The sequence below is a fragment of the Fulvimarina pelagi HTCC2506 genome (assembly GCF_000153705.1).
Lineage (GTDB): Bacteria > Pseudomonadota > Alphaproteobacteria > Rhizobiales > Rhizobiaceae > Fulvimarina > Fulvimarina pelagi.
Genome location: NZ_DS022273.1, coordinates 66,353 through 89,909 on the forward strand (window position 1 = coordinate 66,353; position 23,557 = coordinate 89,909).

Genomic DNA, 23,557 nt, shown 5'->3' on the forward strand with positions numbered 1-23,557 from the left:
TGAACGAAACAAGAACAGGACTCAAGTTGAGTCTGGGCCCATTCGTCGTGTTGTATCTATGTTGACCGGAAAATTCTGCACTTATTCAAGGCCGCAGCCTCTAGCCGGCGTTGTTTGGGAAGCAGTTGTCCACTGGGTCAAGGGGTCCGTGTTGTTCTCGCGCGCGGTGACTCTTCTGGTTCTCGTCAAGTCGCCCCGGCGACGACCAGCATCGTAGGGTATGGGCTGTCGCTCGGGTTCCTCGTAGATGTCCGCTTTCGGGCGCCGAGGAGTTCGCAGCCAATGACCGGAATGGGCGCAAAGCTGCCGTTTCCGTATGGATTTCGATCAAGCTTCTGCTTCCGCCCGGTTCAGAAGATCCTGCAGGCTGCTCGTCGCAAGTTCGAGCGAAACTCGATCGTCTTCATTTTCCGCGACGGGCGTCCGGACGACCTGTCTTGGTCTGCTACCGGCCTCGATCACCTGAGGGTCGTCGATTATCTTGGCTCGCTTTCGCTTCGGAACACGAAGCACGCGCTGGGCACCTTCGATAGCATCGGCCATGCCGGAATCTTTCGAACCACCGCCTCCTATGGAAGCTCTTGCCGCTAACCGTGTTTCAGGCGCCCGCCCTTTCGCTCGATATTTCGATCTCGGTCGGATTGGACGAATTGGCGCGTCTTCGCCGCTGTCTGCTTCTAGTGGAGCGCCGTTTTCGTGGGTCTCATTGCGTGCTACATCTTCGACAAGCGGCTCTTTATTCGCCTCCGGCAACGGATACTCGCCGCTCTGCGCGGCAAGGACCTGCCTGAACGGCCTGTCCTTAAAATGCTCCACGCGCTTCGCCCGGATCGGCATCTGAGCGTCGATGACGAGGACGATGTCGTCGAGCGACATTCGCCGGGCGTCGTCTTCCGTGAGAAGCGCAGTCTCCTCGGTGCGCTCAGACGCACTGCGGCCCTTGAACGGATTGGCGCCGATCGATCGGGACTTCGTGACGACGCGCTTGGTCGTCGTGCCGACGGCCTTAGTCAGCTCCTCGATCGTCTTCTCGTCCGACGGCGTCAGGTAGAGCTTCACACCGGCATTGCTCTGGAGCGCTCGCCGCGTGTTCTCGCCGTAAATCTCGTCGAGCGCCGGAATACTCTGGGTGACGATGGCGAGATGGCCGCTATAGGAGCGAAGTGTCTCGATCGAGTCCGTCACTATCGGCATCTTTCCGAGGCGATTGAACTCGTCGAGCATGATCATCACCGGCCATGGCTCATCCTTTCCAGGCTCGTTTTCCTGAAGCGCGGCGATGAGATCGGAGAAGAACAGCCGGATGAGCGAGGCGAGCGGCTTCACCATCAGCGGCTCGACGACGAGATAAACCGAGAAGGGCTTCTTCCGGATCGTTCTGAAGTCGAAGTCGGAGACGGCGGTCGCGGCATCGATCGCTGGATTGCTCCACTGGTCGAGTCCGGACGTCATCAGGAGCGAGATGTAGGAGGTCAGCGTGTCGTTGTTCGTCGAAGCCATGCGGACGAAGATCTGCTTGGCGGCGTGGTTCCGGACCTCCTGAGCCCGGAGATTGTACTCCTTCTGCTTGTCGCCGCCGGAGACCGCGATCTTAAAGATCTCGCCGAGGGTCGGGACGCCGCGCTCAAAGGCGAGGAGGCCGGCAGCCACGAAGATGTCGATGCCGCCTTTTAGAAGCCCGCGCACGTGATCGCTGTCGGCCTGGAGGAAGAGCGTCGCGAGGAGCTGCAACTCCATCTGCTGACGGTGTGGGTTGCCCATCTCGGAAATCCGCTTCAGCGGGTTGTAGCGATGGGTGCGACCGGAGCGCCAGTCGGTCGGCGCAAAACGGAAGATATCGTCGCCCTGCGCCTTTCGATGTCGGGCCGTCGCCGCGAAATTCTCTCCCTTCACATCGAGGACGACCGTGCTGCCCTTGAAGGTGAGAAGGTTCGGAATGACGAAGCCGACCGTCTTGCCGCGTCCCGTCGGCGCGACGAGAAGCGCATGCGGAAAGCGGGTCGAGGTGATCAGCTGCGAAGGGCCGAGGCGCACGTTCGTTTTGCCGAGAACGAAACCGGTTCCCAAAGGGCCGAAAAAGCCGCTCCGCTTCATTTCACGTCGGGTCTGCCAATGGGTCCGCCCGTATTTCGTGAGGGCGTCGCCGGAGAGCAGGGCACTCACCATGATGCCCCCGACCGCTGAGATGCCGACGATCAGGTTGACGATGATGAAGGCGTCTGGCCAAGCGCTGTGAAGCCAGGCGTAGTTGCGCAGGATGAACGTCGGATCGGCATCGACGGGAAGAGCAGGTTCGGCGAGCGCCAGATAGATCGTTGCCAGAACCACGCCGATCGCCGCACCGACGACGCCGAGAGCAACGATCGCGGCGGAGACCATGCCCTTACCCATGTCGCGTTCCCGGCTCGTTGTGGGTTTCGCCATGGCGCTCGCGAGCCCGGTCGACTTCGGTCTCGGCGATCTCGCGCATGACATCCTGCGCTGCGCCGCCGTTCGCGGTCGCGGCATCGGACTGAAGGTAGGCCTTGGCGAGATAGAGCCGGTCCAGGCGATCGTCAGCAAGATCGGCCAGGACGGTGCCGTCGCCCTGCTTCAAAGTTGCGATCTGCTCCTCATCGAGACGCTCTTCGATCGCCTCGCGAAAACGGGCGCCGTCAGCCTCGTTGTCAAAAGGATCCAACGCGCTGTTTACCCGCATCGCTTCGTGTGTGTCACGGAGGACGGCGTCACTTTCGTCGGCATAGGTTCGCGCTTCCTCGCTCGACGATGCCGGCTCGCCTGCGACGAGGTTCGCGTCGGTGACGGCTGCCGCCTCGCTCGCTCCGTCGTTGCGCAGGATGCCAGCGCTCTGCAGCGCATCGCCCAGCTCGACGTGAAGGTCGTTCAACCGCTCGGCGGCGATGTCCCGATGATCGTTTCGCTCAAGATCGAGCCGATCGGTCCGCGCGATCGATCGAAAATCGTCGGCGAGCCACTGGCGTTCTAGCGCCGCGCTGTTCGCTCCGGTCTCGATCCGAGCGATGACCCGGTCCGGATCGATGCCGGTGCCTTCAAGCGCGGTCTCGACCCGCTCGCGGACATCCACCTCCGACAGACGTGCGAGAGCGTCGCGTTCGATATTGGTGTCGGAATAGACGCCCACGTCGGACGGAACCTCGTTCAGCCTGTGCGATTGCGGCCCGATCGGCTGCATATGCGCGATGCCGGCATAGATGTCGGAAAGCTCGCGCTCGAAGGCGGCCCGTTTAGCCGGCTCCATGGCTTCCGCCATCGTCTCGGCGCGGGTCGCCTGATCGGCGAACCGGCTCGAAAGCTCTTCGAGAGAATGGGTTTCGGACATTGTGATTGCTCCGTCCGGTTTGAGAGTTTGCCCGCCTGAAAGAAGCTCGGCCGCTCGACCAAGCGCTTCCGAGACATGGGTTCGGTTCTCATGGGTCGCTTCGTTCGACAGCGAGCGGTAGAGCCATGCAACGAGACCGATCTCGTCCCGGGCTCGCTCAGCATCGCCTCCGGTCCGCTGACGCTCGACAGGCGCCCTGCCCTCGTCCTTTGCATGGTAGACTTCGCGGACCGTCGGCTTGTAGCTGTGAACGCCGCGGTCGATGCGGCGGGTCGCTTCCAGGCGCACGCCGACTTTCTCGGCCTCTTCGACCATCGCCTCGCGGAAGGCGTCGTAATTGAAGTGATGATCGCGCTTCAGATAGAAGAACTCGCCGTCCGGCGATCGCCGGTTCAGGACGATATGCGCGTGCGGATGGGCACGGTCCTCGTGGACTGCGATCAGGTAATCGAACTGACGGCCTTCCTGAGAGAAGAAGCGCTCGCCCATCCGGCTCACGATGGTCCGGACGTCCTCGCCCTTCGTACCGATCGGAAACGCCATGATCATGTGGGTCGTATGGCCGAGCTTCGGGCTGAAGCGCTCGTTCCATGCGCCGGAGAACCGATCCGCGACCTTGGCGATCTGATCGGCGTTCAGCTCGGACTTTCCGTCGTAGACGCTGCGGCTGTCGATGATGTGCGTCGATTTTGTCGTGAGGTATGTCAGCTGAGCGATGAGCGCGGACCGCGTCCGGCAGCCGCCATTCCTCACCGGCTTGAAGATCGCCGGAAAATGGCCCTTGGCCGCCCGCGTCATCTGCTGCTGGCGCCGGGCGTAATAGCCGGCACCACGCGTCCGGCCCCAGCCCTCTTCGAACAGCGTACCGGTCACCGCTGCGACGGCAGAGGCCGACGAAGGCGAACGCCCTAAGGTTCGCACGGACATCGCCCCGCTCATTGCGAGCCCCCTTCGTCGAACACCTGGCCGTCGCTACACCGGTCAAGACCGTCACCATTGCCGTCGCGCGATAACGTCAGCGCCGCCTCCAATCGCACCTCAACGTGCGATTGCCGGCGCTCGATCATGCGGGCAAGCTGGTCGCCATAGTCCGTCACCATGCCTGCAAGCTCGCGGATCTCGGTCAGATCGCCATCGGCGAAGGTCGGCTGCTGAGCACGAAGATTGGCCTCATGCATCCGTTTGGCGATCTGGCTGACATTGTTGCCGACCCGATTGAGCGCGACCCGCATGCCGTGAAGCTGGTCCTTCAGATCCTGATCGGTGACGAAGAGACCGTTCGCCGCATGGATCAGTGAGCGTAGCCCCTCCCCTCGCCGTTCGATCCGGTGGCGCTCGAGTACCCGGTCGAAGGCGTCGACCTCGGCTCGGGTCATGCGGACGTTGACGATTTCGGTGCGGGCGCCGGAGGCGACCTTCGCGTCCTCTTCGCCCTTCGCGGCGTAATAGATCGTCCGCTTCGTGACGCGATAGCGCTCGCTGAGCGCCTGCGCGCTGATCCCTTCTCTGAACGCCTTCGCGATCGCGAAGCGCTGAGTGCGGGTGAGTTTCGGATGACGGGCCACGTGTGAAGTAAACACCCCTATTTCTTGCTATCATCTCATCCACTCCCCGCAACCAAACGAATGACGTCAGCCGGAGCAACCCGCGAAGTCTCCTGAACGACCGTTCCGACGGCGTCCGTGACCTCGATCCCGCAAAACTGAAAACTGCCGAATGACGAATGCTAAAGGGCGGATGCCAAAGCGCGAACGGCGAATGGAAGGTGCCAGATGACGAGTGGAAAGAGGCAAATGCCGAAAGGCGCGTGGACGCTGCCAAGTGCCAAATACCGAAAGGAGAGTGCTGGCTGCCGCATTTCGATGGGGCGTGCTGAGTGACGAGTGACGAGTGACGACTGAAAGGAAGATGCTGGAGGGTGCCGGATGCGGAGAGCCAAGAGTAAAACGGCGGATGCTGCAGGACGCCTGACCGATGAGGGATGGCGAATGCCGCCTGTGGACTGCCTGTTGCCGAATGGCGATACCCGGACGTTCGATTGCGCCGAGCTGGTTGCATGACCCCCTTACGAACTGGCACCCCGCTTGCGAGCGTATCACAACCAGTGACTGCGCTCATTCAGTCGAAGTGCATGACCCGTGAAGGAGATCGCCATGAAGGTGATAACCACTCTGGCGAGGAAGGGCGGCTGCGGAAAGACGAGCCTGATTCGAGCGCTGACAAGCGCCGCCCTGTCGAACAACCAACGATGCCTCGTTCTCGACGCCGACCCGCAACTGTCGTTCGTCCGCTGGGCGAACCGCCTCGAAATTTACCGTGACGATCTGACGGTTCAGCCAATCTTCGCTGTCGAGGACCTCGACAGCGTTCTCGATGCGGCGCACGACAGCGGAACGGTCGATACCGTCTTCATCGACACGAAAGGCGAGGCCGGTCCCTGGGCAGACTATGTCGTGGAACAGAGCGACCATATCGTCTGCCCGATGGTGCCGACCGAGACCGATCTCGACATCACCGCCGACACCTTCAACTACTACTGCGAAGCGCGAAAGCGGACAGAGGACCCGGACGGTCTCCCGACCTTCTCCGTCGTTCTGACTCGCATGCCGGCGCGGCCGAAGAAGTCACAGGTTCTCGCCGCGCGAAAAGCCTATGAGCGCTTTCCGATCCTCGACGAGATGTTCCTCGAGCGATCTCAGCACTGGGATGTCGATCGCGAAGGTCTGCTGAACGAACTCGCGGAAACACGCGAGAGCAGCCCCAACCCATTGATGCGGCCGCATGCGCGTCTCTACCGCGATGCGCTCCACGAAGCGCAGACGATCCTCAAACAGCTTGAGGCCGCCTGATGACGACCGAACGCGAAGGTTTTGATCAGGCCGCGGATGACGCGAATCCAGCCGAAGACCGGCGATCGAGTCGTCGTAAGCGGCCGCGGCTCGGCGCGCTGAAACCGGAGGGCGTCACCTTTGGCGGCGGCTACGAACCGGTTCCCACACACATGCCGCGGCCTCACGAGGAGGACGGTTCGGGAAAACACACGGAACGAGTCGATGAGCCCTCCGAACAGTTGTCAGCACGCGCGGTGATGGCGAACGAATCAGCGGACGCAACGAAGCTGCATCCGCCGGTGAATGCGCCGAAGAGGATCAAGCCGCTTCATCCGCAGTCCACCGGCGGGGCTTCTGGAGAGGCACCAAACTCAAACACAAGGCAGGGCAAGGCTGAGATTTACGGTTTGGACGAAACCCGCTTTGTCTGGCTTCGCGCCGTCCCCCGCGTCGATCAACTGGCCCAGCTCGAAAGCCTGGACGAACGAGGATTCGCGATAAAAGATATCCTGAAGCTGGCCGGCAAACGAGCATCCGCCGCGTTCGAGCCGCAAGGGGATTTCGCGGCAATCACTGACACCGAGCGACTCCCCCTCGCCTATGCCTTCAGGACCTCGAAGCGGGTTTCCGTCGATCTCCTCGAAGGCCTGCACGACCAAGCCGACCGGCTTCGGGTCCGATCCGATGACGCCATGTTGCGCGGCCAGTTCGAGCCGCTCTTCTGGCGCGAGATCGATCGGGTCTTCAATGATCTGAAGGATCATGGGTCGGTCTAACAGATCGATCAAGAACGCGGCGAAATCCAACAAAGCAATGGACAACGAGGAACCCATGGCTGACGACCTAGGAGATTTGCTGAACAGCAGCAAGAAGACGATCGGCACCGCTGTCGGGCGGATCGTCTCCAACGATGACGGCCGCCATGTTGGCTTCGTCTACGAGTGGAACACTGGCGAAATTCAGAACGCCTGGTTCGACGAGCCGGAGGACGATGTCGTCTACCAAATGTTCGCAGACGAAGAGAATGCCGCCTGACCAATGATCCCAAGCCGAAGACATGCGGGCGGCCAATTCTAAGACGGCCGCCCGGTTAATTGATCGCCGGCTCAGGCGGCTTCTCGCCCAGCCATAACGTTGAAGGTCGTGGCGATGATGTCGACGGTGAATTTGCGGTCCTCTCCTTCGCCATAGGAAGTCTCGCCGACCCGCGCTTCGACGTAGATGCGGTCGCCCTTCGATGCGTTATCGGCGACCCATCTGGCCTGTGCTTCGTCGAGGATGGTGACGGGCACCCAGTCGCAGCGTTCTTGTTTCCTGCCCTTCGCGTCGGTCCAGTTGCGGTTTGTGGCGACCGAGACCTTGGTGACCTTGCCGAAGGTTTTGACGTTGCCGATGTGGCCGAGGATGGTGAGGCGGTTGATCGAGCGCATGAGGTTCTCCTGTCGTTCGCGTTTCGATGCCCCCGACAGAGCCGCGAATGGGCGCGCGGTCACACCTCGATTGCGGAGGGTCCGGCGCAGCCGGAAACCGTCATCGTGGTTGACCGCAAAGCGCCCCGAGCGGTCAGGGATAGGCATCGTCGAGAAACGGGAAACGACAGGGGAGGCCTGAATTCGGATCAAGACGTGAACTGCTTCGCGCCGACCACGTACTGCAATCATCTCGCACTGAGGGTCAGCGAAATCCGAGATCGCACCCTGCCGGAGACGTTGGCATGGAGGAGCGAGTGCTCGGATAGGTCGCCTTCAGAGCGTCAGCCTAGCGCGGCGGTCGGTCTGCGATCTCTGCGTCTGAGAACAGGTTTGGAAACAGCCGCTCGCGGTAGTCGAGTGGAAAGGCGATCCGAACTGGCGTCTTCGGGCTGTTCGACTTCAGGAATCCGAGATCGGCAAGCTCGCCGAGGATCGATCGGGCCGTGCGTTCCGACGTCTTGACGACGAGCGCTGCGGCACCGCGTTGCAGTGAGCCGTATCGGATTACCGCCGAGATCAGATTGGCGGCTCGACGATCGCCATGCATATCTTGCACGAGCGCTCGGTACCGCTCCTCGAGCCGCTCGAGATCGAACATGGTGGACGAGAAGCGCACCTGGTCGAGACAGACTTCAAGAAACCATTTCGTGAAGTCCGTCAGAGCGGCTTGCGACAGGTTTCCGCGACCATCGAGGTCCCCCTGCCTCGGACTGTCGGCGTGGTCCATCATCTGCTTGTACTCGCCGCGCTCCTTCAGCCCGCGAGCAAGACCGCGGGAGACCGACCAAAGGCCGCCTCCTCCGATGCCGGCGCGCAGTCCCATCGCATGGCTCATCAGCCGCGAGACGCGTCCGTTCCCGTCGATGAACGGGTGGATGAAGTTGAAGCGGTGATGAGCCGTCGCGATCGAAAGGATGCGTTGCGCAGACTGCTTTTCTGCCGCGCCAAAACGGCGCTCGAAATAGCCCATGAAGTCGGCGACCCGATAGGAAGATGGCGGCTGATGGCGTCCAACGGCGACTTCGTGCTCCGGTCTCGATCGGAACTCTCCCGGTTCGATCTCGATCGTACCCGCGCCAGGCATCTCGACCCTTCGAAACTCGCCCGGCATCGCGTCGTAGAACGATGCGTGCAGCCAACGGATAAACGCGATTGTCGTTGGTTGGGTCAGTTCCCCGGTCGTGTGGCGTCGATCGATTTCGCGCTGCACCTCAACATGCGCTCTGGCTTCGAGTGCGAGCGCTCGGCGCTCCGGCGCCAGCTCGGCACCTTTGAGAGCTGCCTCGATATCCCTCGGTCGGGTGTTGTGGCCTTCGATCAGGTTCGAGTAGTAGCAGTTCATGACCCGTACGAGATCGGCGAGTTCTAAGAGGGAATCGGGATGCAATCCTTTTCCCAGTTCGGCGCTCTCACGCTGAAGGTCGACGGAGAGGTCCGCAAGCGCCGACGGCAGATCGCCTTCGAACAGGCACGGCTCGATGCGCGATGGAGCTTCGATAAGGGCCATACCGATCCCTCTATTCCGTCAGGTTTTGCCGATCTCGCTAATCGCTTCGACCCCGCAATCATAGTGCGCTCTTGGACCAAAATCATTATGATTTGCCGATCTTGGTTGCCGATGTTTTCTTCTGGACCAGATCCGCCAACTCAAAGGTTGCGTTTTTCCAGTACGGCCGCCATTCGTGGCACTATGCAGCTGCGTCTCAGTATCTCCCATCGAGGTCATGTGGGTGCGACCCTTTGATAGAATCGAGTGCGTCAGAGCGAGGTCGCTGCTCAGCATGATCCAGTCTCTCGGCTTCCACGTTCTTCGCTTGAAAAGGCGCCCTCAGGCGCCGATCCTCATGACGGCGATGCCGAGCTTCTTCGCCTTGTCGACGAGGTTTTCGGTGATGCCGTTACCGGGTGCGGCGATGACGCCCTGCGGCATGATCTCGAGCATCTGATCGTTGCGCTTGAACGGCGCAGCTTTGCCGTGCCGGTTCCAGTCCGGCTTGAAGGCAACAGCGGTGACAGCTCTCGTCGCGGCCCACTTCGCCGCGATCAGCTCGGCACCCTTGGCGGTTCCGCCGTGGATCAGCACCATGTCCGGGTACTTCGCGCGGGCTTTGTCGAGAGCCGACCAGATCGGGCCGACCTCGGTGACGTCGTGGCCACCGGCGAATGCAATCTTCGTCCCCTCCGGGCAGCTGGCCTCGGTCTCCTTCCGGCGTTTCGCTGAAATGAAGTCTCGGCTGTCGATCACCGCGGCGGTCACCGCCTTGTGCGATGTCTTCGATCCCGTGCGCGGTCGCCAGGGCGAACCGGTCTGGACGTGGTAGCTCTCGGCGGCCCACTCGCGCATCGCCTCGAAGGCGTCACGTGTTTGGGAAAGGGTTCGGCCCTCGTCGACGAGGCGTTCTAGTTCAACGCTGCGGATTTCCGAGCCGTCCTGCTCGCGCTGCGACTGGCGTTGCTTCAGTTCGATGTCGTCGAGGCGCTTTTCGGTATGGACGATCCGGCGATGGAAGGTGTTGACGAGGCTCCAAAGGAGTTCGTCGGTCTCGTCCTCGAGGCGGGTATCGGCCACCAGCGAGGCCATCGTCTCCATGAGAGCGATGATGTTGGCTTCCGCCAGATCGGCGTCAGGGAGTTCGCGGGCGTCGCGCTCGTCCGAGCCCGGCGTCACGCCGTAAAGCGCGTAGTCGTCGAGAAGCCGGGCGGTGGGGCTGGAAGGGGTGAAGCTCGCCTCGAAGGCGGCGGCTTGGCTTTGACGATGAGACATGGCGCTGTTCCTCTTTCTTGTGAGGCCGTTTGATCGGCCGGGACAGCGCGGCCAGGAGCCCGGGCGGCATCGCGGCGCACCCGAAGGGCGGAGCAGCATGCGTCGAGGCCGGACCCAAGATCGAAGATGAACCTGTTTTGTTGCGCGAGGAGCGAAGCGGGGAAAACAGGCTTGGGACCGGCCTTGCGACCGACGATGAGGGCGGCTTTCCGCCCGACCCGTCCCGAGGCTATCGGTCCGTCGTCCCAGGTCCGTTCAACGCATCACGAGCGCCGGACAGGAACAGCGCTTCCATCACCCGTCCAAACCGCTGGCGCCTTCGAGGACTGCGCCGATTCGTGCTTTTCCCTCAGCCAGCCAGCTGATCGATCCGGTCTCCGAAGTCATGGCGCAGCCGGGCGCGAAGCGCGTCCGGACCCCAGGCGGTCAGATCGTCGTTGAAGTCACCGAGCACCGGCTCGATCTCTCGGATGACGATGGTGCGGCCAACCAGCCGCTCGCGAAGGGTTCGAGCCGCTCGGGCTCCCGCATCGTCAGCGTCCTTCACGATCCAGAGCTCCTGGACGGTCTCGGGGACGTCGAACAGGCTAAGATGTGTCGCGGAGAGGCAGGCGGTGACGGAAAGCTTCGGAAGGACCGAGCCGACGGAAAGAACCGTCTCGATCCCCTCCCCGACCGCCAGGATAGGCGATGCCGGATCACTGAGGCGAACGCCGGACCCGCGAAGGTCGCCCATGACGCGCTTCGGGTCGGTCATGTCGGCGAGGGTTCCGCGCTCCGGGTCGAGCCAGGTTCGCGAAACGCCGGTGGTCTCCCCGAACTGTCCGGTGATCTTCGCTAGTAGCGCCGGCGCGGCCTTCAACTCGCTGGTCTCGGCGTCCCTGTATCGAACAGCGGGATGATAACGCAGCGCGTCTCCTAACCGGGCGATGCCGCGGGATGTCAGATAGGTTTCCGCCGGTGTGCCTGCGATCGGTTTCCCCAGCGACCAGAGCCTTCGGGCGCGTTTTCTGGCGCTGGTGCGAGTCTCATGCGCCTTCTCTGAAAGCCGCTCCAGCGGCTTTGGTCTAGACCGCCTTCGCGCTGCCGACAGACTGGCTGGCTGCTTTCCGTATCGGGGCCATCCCAAAAAGCGCCGCGCTTCGTCGAGGGCCTCCGGCACCGTCGTTGCCGACGTCAGATGACCCATCAGATCGAGGAGGTCACCATGTTCAGACGTTGCATAGTCGGTCCATTTACCGGGTGGTCGATCAGCGGAGCCAGTCAGCCGCACCGCCAGACTTTCACCCTTGGCACCGGTGACGTCGCCGACTGTCCAGTAGCCGCCAGACCGTCGACCGTTCGGCAGATAGGTTTGGCAGAAGCCTTCCGCATTAGCGGCGAGGGCCGTTGCGATGTCTGCGATCGTATCCATGACAACGATCTCCTTGAATTTCGGTAGTAGGAAAGACGGGCAGTGCGGCCGCCCGGTGGCTGAAGCAGGCGGCGTTGAGCTGAGCGAAAGGCAAAACGACAAGGGGGCGAGCGCAGTCCGGCTCGGACATTCGTCAAGCGATCGATGGGGACGCCCGTAGATCCGAGCCGCGCAATCGATCCAGGCCTTCGCGGCGGCACTCGCACCGGGATTGATCCGATCCCAAGCGATGCGGCGACCGGGGCGAGACCGGACGCTTGACGCGATCCTCGGCCCCGGAGCCTCTTCAGGCGGCGTGCGCGAGTTTGCTGGACAACGTCTACAACCCTCGTAGAGGAAACCGCTCCAGCACGCGTTCCAGCGCTACCCTATCGCCGAGGGGCACAAATAGCCTCGTCTTCCACTGGATGATCTCCGTCATGCAGCCGAGGTTCTTGAGGAGCGGCAGATGCGCCGGATCGAAACCGATCACCTCCATCCGGTTCGCGTTCATCACCCGCGAGCGGCGAAGCGCCATGTCCCCCAGAAGGGGGATGCTCGTTCCACGCTGCATGACCGCCTCTTCGATCTCTTCCGGCTTCAGCGCGATCTTGGCGCCTTTCGAAAGCCCGAGATTATCGAACACCGCCCCGAGCTGGTCGGTGGTCACCATGCGACCGATGACGCGCTCGCCGGTCTCCGTCTGCAGCCGGTAGACCCGGCAGTTCTCCTCCGGCAGCCGGTCCCAGATCGGCAGGAGCAGCCCGGAGATGATCGTCAGGGTCGACGTCGAGAACTCGGGGATGCCCGTCGTCTCGGCCTCCCACGCCGCCTGGAACGCGTCAGGCTCGACCGGCGTCCAGTGCGAGGCCTTCATCTCGATCAGGGTCATGGACTCCGAGCCCATCGGTCTGACAAGCCGGACCCGCTCGACGATCCCGCCATCGTCGCCCATCAGCGCCGAAGCTGGAACCTCGACCGCCGCGCGGCCCGATTGCTCGTTGACGAGAAGCCGAGAACGGTTCTCGCCTCGGCTCATATCCATGGCCTCGTCGATGCTCATCGGCGTATTGCGGTGGACCGCCTCGATGGTCAGCGCCGTCGTCGTCGCGCCGGAGGCGTCCTCGTAGATCACTTTGCGGTCTGTCACGGTGAAACGCTCGGCCTTCAGCGTTTCGAGGCCGATGTCGTATGTCCCGCCGGCAATCGCCGCCTCGACGATATCGGAGAGGATGCCGGTGAAGGCCTCGAAGACCGCGTTCTGCATTTCGATAGTGAGCGCCAGACAGCGATTCAGGAACCGCTGGATCGGCGGCAGGTCATCCCGCAGCGTGCCGTCGTCACCGGTGAGTTCCAGACTCGTCATCGTCTCGAAGCGCTCCAGCGAACAGGCCTCGATGCGACCGGCATGGACCGCGGCGAAGAAACGGCGGTGCGCGGCCCGTGCATAGGGGCTTTCAAGATTGTCCTCGGCCCGGAACATCCCCTGCCCGCCGGTCTGGCGCTGGCCTCTTGTGATCGCGCCGAGCGTGTCGAGCCGCCGGGCGATGGTCGACAGAAACCGCTTCTCGCCCTTCACATTCGTCGCCACGGGCCGGAACAACGGTGGCTGCGCCTGGTTCGTCCGGTGCGTGCGACCGAGCCCCTGGATCGCATTGTCGGCGCGCCAGCCGGGTTCGAGCAGATAGTGGACCCGAATCCTCTGGTTCTTCGCGCCGAGATCGGCATGGTAGGATCGGCCCGTCCCGCCGGCGTCGGAGAAGATGAGGATGCGCTTGTCATCGTCCATGAAGCTTTGCGTTTCGGCGATGTTCGACGAGGCCGGACGCTTTTCGACCTTGAGCTGGCCGTCTGTCGTCCGCACCACGCGCCGCGAGCGGCCCGTCACTTCCGCCACCGCATCCGTTCCGAAGCGCCAGATCAGCTGATCGAGGGCTCCCTGGACAGGGGCGAGACTGCCGAGCTTTTCAATCATGGCATCGCGCCGCGCGACCGCCTCCCGGCAGAGAACCGGATTGCCCGCCTCGTCGATGGCCGGGCGGGAATGAAGATTGCCATCCTCGTCCGTGAACGGCTCGAACAGCTGGACGGGGAAGGAATGTCGGAGATAGTCGAGGACGTATTCGCGCGGCGTCACGTCGAGCTGGATGTCGTGCCATTCCGACGCCGGGATTTCGGCAAGCCGGCGCTCGAGCAACGCCTCCGAGGTCGAGACGATCTGAACGACGGCCGAATGGCCCGCCTCGAGGTCCGCTTGGATCGCCGGAATGAGTGACGGGCACTTCATGGCTGAGATCAGATGCTGGAAGAAGCGCTGCTTGTTCGATTCGAAAGCTGACCTGGCCGCCGATTTGGCCTGCGCATTCAGCGTTCCCTCGTCCGAGGTGACGCCGGAGGTGAGAAGCGCGGCGTCCAGATGATTGTGAATGAGCTGGAAGGCTTCGGCATAGCTGTCGTAGATCGCGATCTGGCTCTGAGACAGATCATGAACGAGCATATCGTATTCGACGCCGGCGTAAGAAACCGACCGCGCCATGTAAAGACCGAGCGCTTTCAGATCGCGGCTGATCACCTCCATGGCGGCGATCCCGCCCGCCTCCATCGCCGAGACGAACAAGGCCCGGGTCACGAACGGAAAGTCGCCGGTGCCCCAGAGACCGAGCCGGCTGGCATAGGCGAGATTGCTCACTTCTGTCGCACCCGTCGCCGAAACGTAGACCACCCGCGCTCCGGGGACCGCGTTCTGCAGGTCGAGACCAGCCTTGCCCTGCTGCGAGGGTTTCTTGTCACCACGCTCGGACTTGCCGCCGGCAGCGTTCGCCATGGCGTGCGCCTCGTCGAAGGCGATGACGCCGTCGAAACCCTCGCCGAGCCAGTCTGTCAGTTGGGCGAGCCGGCTCGTCTTGGTGACGGTGCCGATCGTCCGCTCGGCCGTTCGCAGCGTAGCGTAGGTGACGAACAGGATGCCGGCGGACATCGCAATCTCCGCGCCCTGCTTGAACTTTGGGAGCGCGACGATGTCGGACGCTGCTCCGCCGAGTGCGATCCAGTCGCGGCGGGCGTCCTCAATCAGCTTGTCGGACTTCGAGAGCCAGACCGCCTTGCGGCGACCCTTCAGCCAGTTGTCCATGATGATGCCGGCGACCTGACGGCCCTTGCCGCAGCCCGTTCCGTCACCGAGGAACCAGCCGCGCCGGAGTTTGGCGCCCTCGCCTTCGCTCGCTGCGATAAGCTCGCCGGTCTCGGTGTCACGTTTCCAGAAGCCGGAGAGAAAGCCCGAATGCGCTTCGCCGGCATAGACGACGCTCTCGATCTGGGCATCGGACAGAATGCCGTCGCGGATGAGATGCGCGGGAACCTTCGGTCGATAGGACGGGACGGGCGGCGCGACGGAGGCCATCGCCGCCGACTGGACGAGCGTCGTCGGATGCGGCTTCGCGCCCTCGATCGTGATCGCCTGGACCTCGTAGGCCTCGTAGAGCGAGGCGGTCAGCTGATCCGCGTTCGGGCTCCAGTCGCGCGAAGTGTAGGCGACATCGATAATGTCGCGATCACCGGGGGCGATGGCGGTTTTGGACTTGCCCGGCGATCTGGTCGCTTCATTCCGCGCGGTCGCAGACTGAGACAGCGCGCCGCTCGAACTACGAGTTGTCGACCAAAGCGGGGGTTGTCCGGAGGCATCCGGTTTGGAACGACCCTGGTCAGCAGACGGCGAAGACGAAGCCGGACGCGCTACGCAGCTTCCACCCACACCGACGAGACGCGGCGGACAAGACGTCTGCACCATCGCCAGAAGGTCGAACGCGCAGTCCGCTTTTCGCTGAAGACCGTTGAAGCGCGTCGGATCCTCGGCCGGTCCCTTGTCGATGACGGTGAGCCGCGTTTCGATCGTCGTCCCGTGCGGGGCGAAGACTTTGCCCGCGATCCCGGCGGAGAAGACGACGCGGCCGATCGTCTGAAGATCGCGAAAGGTCTCGCGCCAGGCCGGATTGTCGGGGTTAAAACTCTCGCCCGTGATCGCGACCAGCCGTCCGTCGGGCTGAAGCCGTTGCAGAGCCGAGCGGATGTGCCGTGCGGTCGTTCCCTTCATCCGCCTCGCAATGCCGGGTGTCGACGAGAAGGGCGGGTTCATGAGAACGAGCGACGGGGTCATATGGGCGTCCAGACGGTCATGGATCGCCGCGGCGTCGAATCGTGTGACCCGATCGACGTTGAGCGTCGCCTTCAAAAGCTTCGCGCGCAGATCGGAATACTCGTTGAGGATGAGCGCGGCGCCGGCGGTCCTCGCGAACACCGCCATCATGGCTGTGCCGGCAGAGGGTTCGAGAACGGTATCGCTTGATAGGATTCCTGCTGCCTGAGCGGCGACGAAGGCGAGCGGCAGCGGCGTCGAGAACTGCTGGCGCTTCTTACTCTCCTCACTACGCCGAGTCTGCGTCGGGCAGATATCAGCAACCGCCGCCAGCATTTGAAGAACGATGCGCGCAGTTTCCTGGGGATCGTCCTTGGCGCGGTACCGCGCCTGGCGCTGCATGACGGCGTCGTACTTCAGGACAAACAGAACCTGCGCCGTCTCGACCGCCTCGTAGGCGTCCTTCCAGACCCAGAACCCTTCCGCGTCCGTGCCGCCGAACGCCGCCTCCATCGCGGCCCTCAGCCCGCGCCCGTCGATCCGTGTCCCAGCTTCGAGAGACGTGAGAAGCGATTGCGCGGCGTCGACGATCGCAAGGTAATTCGTCGGTCGCGCCGTCACTCCGGCGTCTGTGCCGCCGATCAGGTCGGCGGACGCCTCAGTGAAAGCGAACAGGGACGGCGTTTGAAAGAGGTCGACATTGGATGTGAGGCTCATCGAAAGGCTCCAATCGGGTCAAGGTTTCCGCCCTCCCCTCGGATCTCTCTCGACCCCTCGGAAGGCTCGCCTTCCCGGCCCTCTCTCTTCCACTTCAAGGGTTCGCCTCGCTGCGACGACCACTGAATCCGAGCGATGGTTCTTCGTTTGCCTTCCGCTCTGCCAGCGCCAGCACGACAAGAGGCGATGACTTTCGCCATCGCCTCTTCAGGCCACGGTGTGTGGCAAGCTGTTCGGTTTCGATCGGGTTGAACGTGAGCGGTCGTCCGCCGCAGTGTCGATGCGTCTTCGAAGTGGTCCGAAGGAAGCCGTCCGCATCAGTGGACCCGCCTGTCTCGCATCTCCTCCGGCAGGAAGGAGCGTCCGTCGCAAGACAGGTTCCGGTGGTCAGGCAGTGCCGCTCGTCACGCACAAGGTGGCGAGACGCCGATCGATCATCGCCCAAAGTCAGAACCGCGTCCGGCTCCGATGTTTCGAGCGATGACGAGAACTGCAGCTGCGGTCAGGCCGCTCGGCCGATTTCGCTCAGGAACGCGGGCAGGGCAATCTCCTCGTCCAACCCATCGTCAGGACTGTCATCACGGACTTCGAGATCGGCGCGTGTTTTGACGGCACTAGGCTTTTCGCTATTCCGCTGATGCGGCTTGGTTGGATGCTCGCCAACCAGGACATCATCATCGACGTCGATCTGAGCTCCGCCGTCGACCGACGCGCCAGCCTCGATTGTGGGCCCATGGCCGCATCGCACCGAGGTAGCCGGCGTGGCTGGACTGGGCACCGCGACGTACAGGGACGATTCACACATCCGAGCTCCGTCCTCTTCGTTGGGCGAAAAAGCATCCTGATCGGCCACTAAGGAAACCGGCCCTACGCCTCTTTCGTCGCCCTTTTCCGCAAACCCCATGCCGGCAGGAAGCCAACGCGCGGTCTTCGCCGCGATGTCCGGCGCCAAGCCTGCCCGCGCCGTGCCTTCATTCGAGAAAGCGCCTTCCATCACCTCGGCGAGGAACGCCTTCTTGTCGCCGGCGTGCCGGTCGGCGAATGGCTCACCGATCATGGCGCGGATCGTTTCGAGCGAAGCGTCCTTCTTCACCCGCCCGAAATAGTCCGAGGCCGTCGGCCGCCAGTGTGCCGCTACATCGACCTTCATCCGCTCACCAGCAGATTCCACGACCGGATCGGCGCTGTGATTGATGGCGAGCTGCTGGATGAGGCCATGGGCCGTCGCAAAGGCGAATAGCGCCTGCTTCTCGTCAGCTGACAGCGCGCAGAGCGCGGCGAAGTCGTCCGGCTTCGGAAGGCCCATCCAGTCCAACTTGAGCTCGGACTTCTGCTTCTTCAGCATTCGCTCCGCCTTCGTCCCCGACAGATGATCGCGGGAGCCCTGCGTCATCGCCGGTCGCAGCGAGACATCGATTGGCCTCGCTCGATAGCCGATCCCAAAGACTTCGAGGCACATCGAATACAGCACGAGGTCGAAGGCGGTTTCGAAGTCGGCGGAAAGGTGGGCTTGCAAGATCTGATGGCGGGTTGCCCGAAGATCGTCGGCGAGCGCTGCCGAAAAGCCGGCCTCCTTCAGCCTCGCCGCGGCGGGCGAAGGTTCGAACGTCGGTGCGTCAGGCGATCCTCCGACGAGATTGCGCGGCGGTTCGATGCGCAGTCCGGTCCGTCTCGATCGTTGGAGGGGCTCACCGTCTAGACCGTCGTCCACATCATCAAGCTCTTCACCCCGAAAGTTTGTCTCGATCCGATGGTTTGCAATCCTTGTCTCCCCGGTCGTCGCCGCCGCCGCGAGCGCATCGTCATTTGGTGCTGACAGCTCTTCTGAGTCTTCTTCGTCCGGCATGTCCTCAAGCCGCACCAGGCCAGCCTCGAACCTGATTTCCCCGGCCCAGTCGAGCGTGACGATCCCGCCCGCGATGACCTTCGCTTCGTCGGAATAAGCGTCCTCGACCGACGCGATCTCATCTTCGATCTCGTCGAGCCTTTCCGTGAACTGGTCGTGCTCGGCGAGGTCGTCGTCGGACGGCTCTTCGAGGTCGGAGAGCTCTTTCAGACGCGCTTCGATCGCATCGCGCTCCGCAGCCAGCGCTCGATCGATCTCCTTCGCTTCAGGATAGACCCGCCCATAGGCTCGAAGCGCCTGCCAGGGGATATCGAGCATGACGTCCACCCACTTCCAGTCGGCGCGCAACGTCTCGGCATGTTCCTCCAGTGTCTCGATCGCCAGCGCCTGTAGCCGGACGGGATCGTCGAACCAGACGGCATGACCATTCTCGTCATCGCTGAAGAGATCGCGGGTCACCGAACCGCCGTCTGCTTCATAGGCTTCGACACCGACGAAGCGGGCAAGCCGCGAATGGCCCGGCATATGGGTTTCGGTGAGATGCCGCCTCACTGGATAGGATGCCGAGCTGCTGTGACCAAGGGTGGGTTCAATCAGGGCGAACACTTCGCGCTGGCGATCGTGGCAGTCGGTCAGGGTGAACGCCATCAGCGTATCGAGCGTGATCGTTCCGGATCGATAGTGATCGACGAGCTCCGGCGCGATCGCGGCCAGCTTCATGCGTTTGCGAACACGTGTCACGCTGACGCCGAAGCGTCGGGCGACGTCCTCCGCACTGGCGCCGCCCTCGATCAGCGATGCAAATGCCTCGAATTCGTCGGCAGGATGCATCGCGACGCGGACGACGTTTTCGGCGAGCGAGACCTCGAAGGCGGCCTTCTGATCATCGACGAGACACGGAACGAGCACGCTCGGCGAAACCGCTCCCTTCGAAGCAAGCACTTGCAGCGCCTTCAGCCGCCGACCGCCGGAATGAACGAGGTATCGGTCATCTTCGCCGCTTCGAACGACGCCGAGGTTCTGCTTGAGGCCGTGCGCCAGGATCGAGGCTTCGAGTTCGGCGTCTTCGGACGCACTCGGTTTCGCCTTGCGAACGTTCTGCGATGACAGCGACAGCTCCGAGAGCGGGATGTTGCGGATTTCGGTGGGGGTCATGGAGACGAACCTCCTTGCGACGGACCGGACAAGCCTCTCTCGTCCTTCAAAACACGTCACACCCCTCCCCCTGACTTTTCCTCTTTCCAGCCGAACGAACGGCCGCAGCGATGACGCCCAGAAAGGCCGCCAGACGCGCTTCCAAACGACCGACGCGTGAAATCGCTGCTCGACCTCAATATGCTTATCGAAGAGCCGTTACGGCCTGTCGCGCGGCTAATTCCGGCGGTCAATCGCTCGCTGCGAAAGTTGCCCTATCAATTTTTCGAAGGCCATTTGAATCCGAGCAAGAGGAATCATTATGAGTTTGGTTTTTGGATGACAGAAGTGTCACCCCTCTATTTCCAACGACCCTTGTCTGATCGGTGCCCAGTCCGTCATCCGAATCCAACGCCGCCGCCCTCCCTTGCCCCGCTTCGCCAGTCGCAAACGGCATGAACGGTACGATCGGCTTCAGTCCGACACTTTCGCCGAGCCAGGCGCCCAGCTTCTTCAAGTTCGAGTAGAACGGCATCACTTTCTCGGTGATCGTCAGGACAAGCCCGAGATGCAGGCCGCGATGGTCCGCCCGCGTGCGCGTCGTCACATAACCGCATCGCTCGAGATCGCGCAGGTACCGGGTGATCGAGCGCGTCGAGCGGCTCAGGATTGCAGCGAGCGTTCCCTTGGTCGTCTGGGTCTCCCTCCCCTTCCCCGCACGCGCGCGGATCACCTGGAGAAGCGCTTTCGCCTGCGGCGTCAGCCGGTCGTCGCGCGCCGCCGTCGTCGCCATCGGATTGGCATACTGCCGGCTTTCGTTCGGTTCGGGACGCGTTTCGCGGGGCCGTGCAACGGGTGGTCTGGGCTTTCCCGGCGCGCCGTGCATCAGGCGAACGGGCTTGATCGGCTTTTCGGCAAGAGCGCCGATCTTTGCCGACCGCCGTTGCGCCTCCGCAAACGAGATCTGTCCCTCGCGGAACGAACGCCAGATTTCCGCCCGAGCCGCAAAACTAGGATGCGGAATGCTGGAAGCCGCACTGCCGTCCCCTTCCAGTTCTTCGTGCGGACGGACCGCAAGATCGAACAGGTCGCAGTTTTGCGTTCCCATATGCTGATGATCGGCAAGAGGGTTCGAGCCTGGACAAAAGTCCGAGCGAAAGTGTTCGGTGGCCATCGTTCTTTCCTTGCGCGAGGCAAAAAATTCCCGTGGCGGCAAACCGCGATTTTCATTGACGATGTCGGTGAAAGGGCCTATTCAGAATTCAACCACGATATTCAGATCAGGTCCCAGGCGGCTCCCGCTTCGGGGCCTTTTCTTTTGCCGATCGCATCTCCTCGTGTGACGCCCCGCCCGGGGTCTAGCTTCGGTTCGTTCAGCTGCGCTAATGCAGCTATTCGAAACCGCCCTCGTCGAAGCGAGGACAGACTTCGTCTCCGACACCCACGCATAACCAGCTGGTGCCGCATCTGGCCGCTGCCGATGCTCCCGCCCTTCCAAGCCTCAGGAGAATTTCGGCAAGGCCCCTCGCCTGCCGCACGCGGCTTCGCCTAACCTGTGCGAAGCTGAATGCGACTCGGCTGAGTCTCTCGTAAAGCCTAGCGGTAACTCGAAGCTGACGCTATAGAGCGCCAAAGCAAAGTTTTTCCGTCAGGAGACAGCGTGAGCGCGGACGCCGAAAAAACCGTGACCGCCGAAGATGCAGCCGCTGTCATCGCGCGTCACTCCGAAACTCTGTCGCGGCAGCTCCACGCCATGCGCCAGAGCCTCTATCCGCCAGAGGCGCGCAAGTCGCTTCGGACGTTCACCAGCCGCGAGGTCGCCGATCTCCTCGGCATCGGCGAATCGACGGTCCGGCAAATGGCGATCGACGGCGAAGCCGTGTCGCCGACCCAGCTCGACAACGGTCGCAAGCTTTACACGCTCGACCAAATCAACGCGCTGCGCCGGCATCTCGCCGAGAAGCGTCCGAACCAGGCGCTGAAATTCCTGCCCGGCCGCCGCAAAGGCGACCATCTGCAGGTTCTCGCTGTCGCGAACTTTAAGGGTGGCTCTGCCAAGACCACGACCTCGATCCACCTCGCTCACTATCTCGCTTTTCAGGGCCTGCGCGTACTCGTCGTCGATCTCGATCCGCAGGCTTCCCTGACCTCCATGTTCGGCATCCAGCCCGAGTTCGATGTCTCGGCGGACAAGACCCTCTATCCAGCGATCCGCTACGACGACACGATCGACATTCGCGAGGTCATCGTCGAGACGTACTTCCCCGGCCTCGATCTGGTGCCCGGCAATCTCGAACTGATGGAGTTCGAGCACGACACTCCGCGCGCCATCGTCGAGGGCAAGTCGCGCGGCGACCAGATGTTCTTTCGGCGGCTGAAGGCGGCGCTGCGCTCGGTCGACGACGAATACGACGTGGTTCTGATCGACGCGCCGCCGCAGCTCGGCTATCTCACGCTCTCGGCGCTCTTCGCCTCGACCTCTATCGTCGTCACGATCCATCCGGCGATGCTCGACGTCGCCTCAATGAACCAGTTCCTCGCCATGACCTCGGATCTTCTCGGCGTCATCGAGAGGGCAGGGGGCACGATGCGGCAAGATTTCTTCCGCTACCTTCTCACGCGGCACAATCCGCACGATCTTCCACAGGTCAATGTCACGACCCTGCTGCGCACCCTCTTCACGGACCATGTGTGCGTCACACCGGTGGTCGAGACGACGGCGATCGCCAATGCGGGTCTTGAAAAGAAATCGCTCTACGAGATCGAACGCGGTACGATGAACCGCGATACGCTTCGTCGTGCGCTCGATGCGGTTGACGCGGCAAATGCGGAGATCTTCGGATTGATCAAACAGGCGTGGGGACGGTCATGAGCAAAGCCAGCGAACGGGCCGCCCGTATGAAGGCGATGTTCTCGGAAGCACCCTCACCGGCGGCTCCCGACCTCCAGGAAAAGCCGCAGACCGCACCGCGCAACGCGTCCGCGGGCGCTGTGCGCTCTCTCGAAAGCTCGCTGTCGCGCATCGAAGAAGAGAACGAGGCACTTCGCCGGCACATCGCCGAGAACGCTCACGTGGTCGAACTCGACACGGCTTCGATCGAGGCCTCCTTCGTCCAGGACCGGCTTCTTCCCGTCGATGGGGACGTCGGCTTTGCCGAGCTCGTTCTCAGCATTCGCGAGAGCGGCCAGCAAGTCCCTATCCTCGTCCGCGCTCATCCGGAAAAGCCGGAGCGCTACCAGATTGCCTACGGCCATCGCCGCTGGAAGGCCTGTGCCGAACTCGGACAACCGGTCAAGGCGATCGTCACAGAGCTCGACGACGAGCAGATGGTGGTCGCACTCGGCAAGGAGAACACCGAACGAAAGGATCTCACATTCATCGAGCAGGCACTGTTCGCTCAACTTCTGAAGGCCCGCAAATACAAGCGCGAGACGATTGCAGCGGCCCTTTCGATCCCACCCACCAACGTCTCCAAGCTGACGACGCTGGCCTCGAGCATTCCCCGCGAAATCGTCGAAGCGATCGGTCCGGCGCCGAAGATCGGCCGTCCGCGTTGGGAGGCGTTGGCGAAGATCGTCGATGCAAGCGGCAAGAAAGCGGCGCTGCGTGCGATGACCTCGCTGATAGAGTCTTCGGACTGGATCGACATGGCGAGCGATCGGCGCTTTGCCATCTACATGAAGAACTTCGCTACGACGCCTCGCAAGCCCGCAGCATCGATATTTTCGGGGAAGGGGGTAACGGTGTCGTCCCGCGGGGAGGGCAGAGAAGTCTCGTTCAAGGTCGATGATCCTGGAGAGACCGGACTCGCGGCTTATCTGCGAGAGGAACTTCCACGGCTCGTCGAGGCATATCTCGACAGGGACGTTTAATCGCCAGGACGGAGGAGGGTTTTCAACCGGCGCGTTCTAAAAAGGTGGCAGCTGC

Annotated in this window: 15 protein-coding genes; 5 read left to right on the forward strand and 10 right to left on the reverse strand. The window is 62.5% G+C overall.

The genetic code is table 11. The features are described from left to right. Window positions 1-327: 327 nt before the first annotated feature. Genes FP2506_RS17595 through FP2506_RS17605 form a run of 3 tightly spaced genes read right to left on the reverse strand, consistent with a single transcriptional unit; the run spans window position 328 to window position 4,920 of the window. Entirely contained in the window at window positions 328-2,424 is a 2,097-nt protein-coding gene (locus tag FP2506_RS17595; protein ID WP_007068970.1) for a type IV secretory system conjugative DNA transfer family protein, read from the reverse strand. Further along, entirely contained in the window at window positions 2,384-4,279 is a 1,896-nt protein-coding gene (locus FP2506_RS17600; protein ID WP_007068971.1) for a relaxase/mobilization nuclease domain-containing protein, read from the reverse strand. Before FP2506_RS17600 ends, FP2506_RS17595 begins: the two co-directional genes overlap by 41 nt. Further along, window positions 4,276-4,920 (reverse strand): hypothetical protein, encoded by a 645-nt coding sequence (locus FP2506_RS17605; protein ID WP_148227731.1) that lies wholly within the window; start codon window positions 4,918-4,920, stop codon window positions 4,276-4,278. Before FP2506_RS17605 ends, FP2506_RS17600 begins: the two co-directional genes overlap by 4 nt. Before the next feature lie 573 nt (window positions 4,921-5,493). Here FP2506_RS17605 and FP2506_RS17610 point away from each other — a divergent pair. From FP2506_RS17610 to FP2506_RS17620, 3 genes are read left to right on the forward strand one after another with little or no spacing between them, the layout of a single operon-like run. Then, window positions 5,494-6,189 (forward strand): ParA family protein, encoded by a 696-nt coding sequence (locus FP2506_RS17610; RefSeq protein ID WP_081448438.1) that lies wholly within the window; start codon window positions 5,494-5,496, stop codon window positions 6,187-6,189. After that, window positions 6,189-6,947, forward strand: a complete 759-nt coding sequence (locus FP2506_RS17615) for a hypothetical protein (RefSeq protein WP_007068974.1) — start codon at window positions 6,189-6,191, stop codon at window positions 6,945-6,947. The genes FP2506_RS17610 and FP2506_RS17615 overlap by 1 nt, the downstream gene beginning before the upstream one ends. Window positions 6,948-7,002: 55 nt before the next feature. Beyond that, window positions 7,003-7,206, forward strand: a complete 204-nt coding sequence (locus FP2506_RS17620) for a hypothetical protein (protein ID WP_148227732.1) — start codon at window positions 7,003-7,005, stop codon at window positions 7,204-7,206. Between the two features lie 71 nt (window positions 7,207-7,277). Here the strand turns inward: FP2506_RS17620 and FP2506_RS19040 are convergent, their stop codons facing one another. From FP2506_RS19040 to FP2506_RS17660, 7 genes are all read right to left on the reverse strand, one after another. Beyond that, window positions 7,278-7,601, reverse strand: a complete 324-nt coding sequence (locus tag FP2506_RS19040; RefSeq protein WP_040490361.1) for a single-stranded DNA-binding protein — start codon at window positions 7,599-7,601, stop codon at window positions 7,278-7,280. A 328-nt stretch (window positions 7,602-7,929) separates the two neighbouring features. Continuing rightward, a complete protein-coding gene (locus tag FP2506_RS17630; RefSeq protein ID WP_007068977.1) occupies window positions 7,930-9,150 on the reverse strand; it encodes a Fic family protein in 1,221 nt (406 codons plus the stop codon). Between the two features lie 321 nt (window positions 9,151-9,471). Then, on the reverse strand, window positions 9,472-10,407 hold the full coding sequence (locus FP2506_RS17635) for a DUF2493 domain-containing protein (RefSeq protein WP_007068978.1): 936 nt from the start codon (window positions 10,405-10,407) through the stop codon (window positions 9,472-9,474). Window positions 10,408-10,756: 349 nt separating this feature from the next. Beyond that, the gene (locus FP2506_RS17645; RefSeq protein ID WP_007068979.1) at window positions 10,757-11,821 is read right to left on the reverse strand and encodes a DUF7146 domain-containing protein; all 1,065 of its coding nucleotides are present in this window, start codon (window positions 11,819-11,821) and stop codon (window positions 10,757-10,759) included. Between the two features lie 319 nt (window positions 11,822-12,140). After that, on the reverse strand, window positions 12,141-16,649 hold the full coding sequence (locus FP2506_RS17650; RefSeq protein ID WP_007068980.1) for a strawberry notch-like NTP hydrolase domain-containing protein: 4,509 nt from the start codon (window positions 16,647-16,649) through the stop codon (window positions 12,141-12,143). Between the two features lie 502 nt (window positions 16,650-17,151). Further along, window positions 17,152-19,650, reverse strand: coding sequence for a ParB/RepB/Spo0J family partition protein (locus FP2506_RS17655; RefSeq protein ID WP_007068981.1), 2,499 nt, complete (start codon window positions 19,648-19,650; stop codon window positions 17,152-17,154). A gap of 229 nt (window positions 19,651-19,879) precedes the next feature. Then, window positions 19,880-20,803, reverse strand: coding sequence for a helix-turn-helix domain-containing protein (locus FP2506_RS17660; RefSeq protein ID WP_040490330.1), 924 nt, complete (start codon window positions 20,801-20,803; stop codon window positions 19,880-19,882). A 486-nt stretch (window positions 20,804-21,289) separates the two neighbouring features. Between FP2506_RS17660 and repA the strand changes: the two genes are divergently transcribed. Both repA and repB read left to right on the forward strand, forming a co-directional pair. Next, window positions 21,290-22,501 (forward strand): plasmid partitioning protein RepA, encoded by a 1,212-nt coding sequence (gene repA, locus FP2506_RS17665; protein ID WP_007068984.1) that lies wholly within the window; start codon window positions 21,290-21,292, stop codon window positions 22,499-22,501. Then, window positions 22,498-23,502, forward strand: a complete 1,005-nt coding sequence (repB, locus tag FP2506_RS17670) for a plasmid partitioning protein RepB (RefSeq protein WP_007068985.1) — start codon at window positions 22,498-22,500, stop codon at window positions 23,500-23,502. The genes repA and repB overlap by 4 nt, the downstream gene beginning before the upstream one ends. Window positions 23,503-23,557: the final 55 nt, after the last annotated feature.

Coding starts and splice junctions, on each gene's coding strand:
- FP2506_RS17595 (WP_007068970.1), bottom strand. CDS start 2,424: ATGGCGAAACCCACAACGAGCCGGGAACGCGACATGGGTAAGGGCATG.
- FP2506_RS17600 (WP_007068971.1), bottom strand. CDS start 4,279: ATGAGCGGGGCGATGTCCGTGCGAACCTTAGGGCGTTCGCCTTCGTCG.
- FP2506_RS17610 (WP_081448438.1), top strand. CDS start 5,494: ATGAAGGTGATAACCACTCTGGCGAGGAAGGGCGGCTGCGGAAAGACG.
- FP2506_RS17615 (WP_007068974.1), top strand. CDS start 6,189: ATGACGACCGAACGCGAAGGTTTTGATCAGGCCGCGGATGACGCGAAT.
- FP2506_RS17620 (WP_148227732.1), top strand. CDS start 7,003: ATGGCTGACGACCTAGGAGATTTGCTGAACAGCAGCAAGAAGACGATC.
- FP2506_RS19040 (WP_040490361.1), bottom strand. CDS start 7,601: ATGCGCTCGATCAACCGCCTCACCATCCTCGGCCACATCGGCAACGTC.
- FP2506_RS17630 (WP_007068977.1), bottom strand. CDS start 9,150: ATGGCCCTTATCGAAGCTCCATCGCGCATCGAGCCGTGCCTGTTCGAA.
- FP2506_RS17635 (WP_007068978.1), bottom strand. CDS start 10,407: ATGTCTCATCGTCAAAGCCAAGCCGCCGCCTTCGAGGCGAGCTTCACC.
- FP2506_RS17645 (WP_007068979.1), bottom strand. CDS start 11,821: ATGGATACGATCGCAGACATCGCAACGGCCCTCGCCGCTAATGCGGAA.
- FP2506_RS17650 (WP_007068980.1), bottom strand. CDS start 16,649: ATGAGCCTCACATCCAATGTCGACCTCTTTCAAACGCCGTCCCTGTTC.
- FP2506_RS17655 (WP_007068981.1), bottom strand. CDS start 19,650: ATGACCCCCACCGAAATCCGCAACATCCCGCTCTCGGAGCTGTCGCTG.
- FP2506_RS17660 (WP_040490330.1), bottom strand. CDS start 20,803: ATGGCCACCGAACACTTTCGCTCGGACTTTTGTCCAGGCTCGAACCCT.
- repB (WP_007068985.1), top strand. CDS start 22,498: ATGAGCAAAGCCAGCGAACGGGCCGCCCGTATGAAGGCGATGTTCTCG.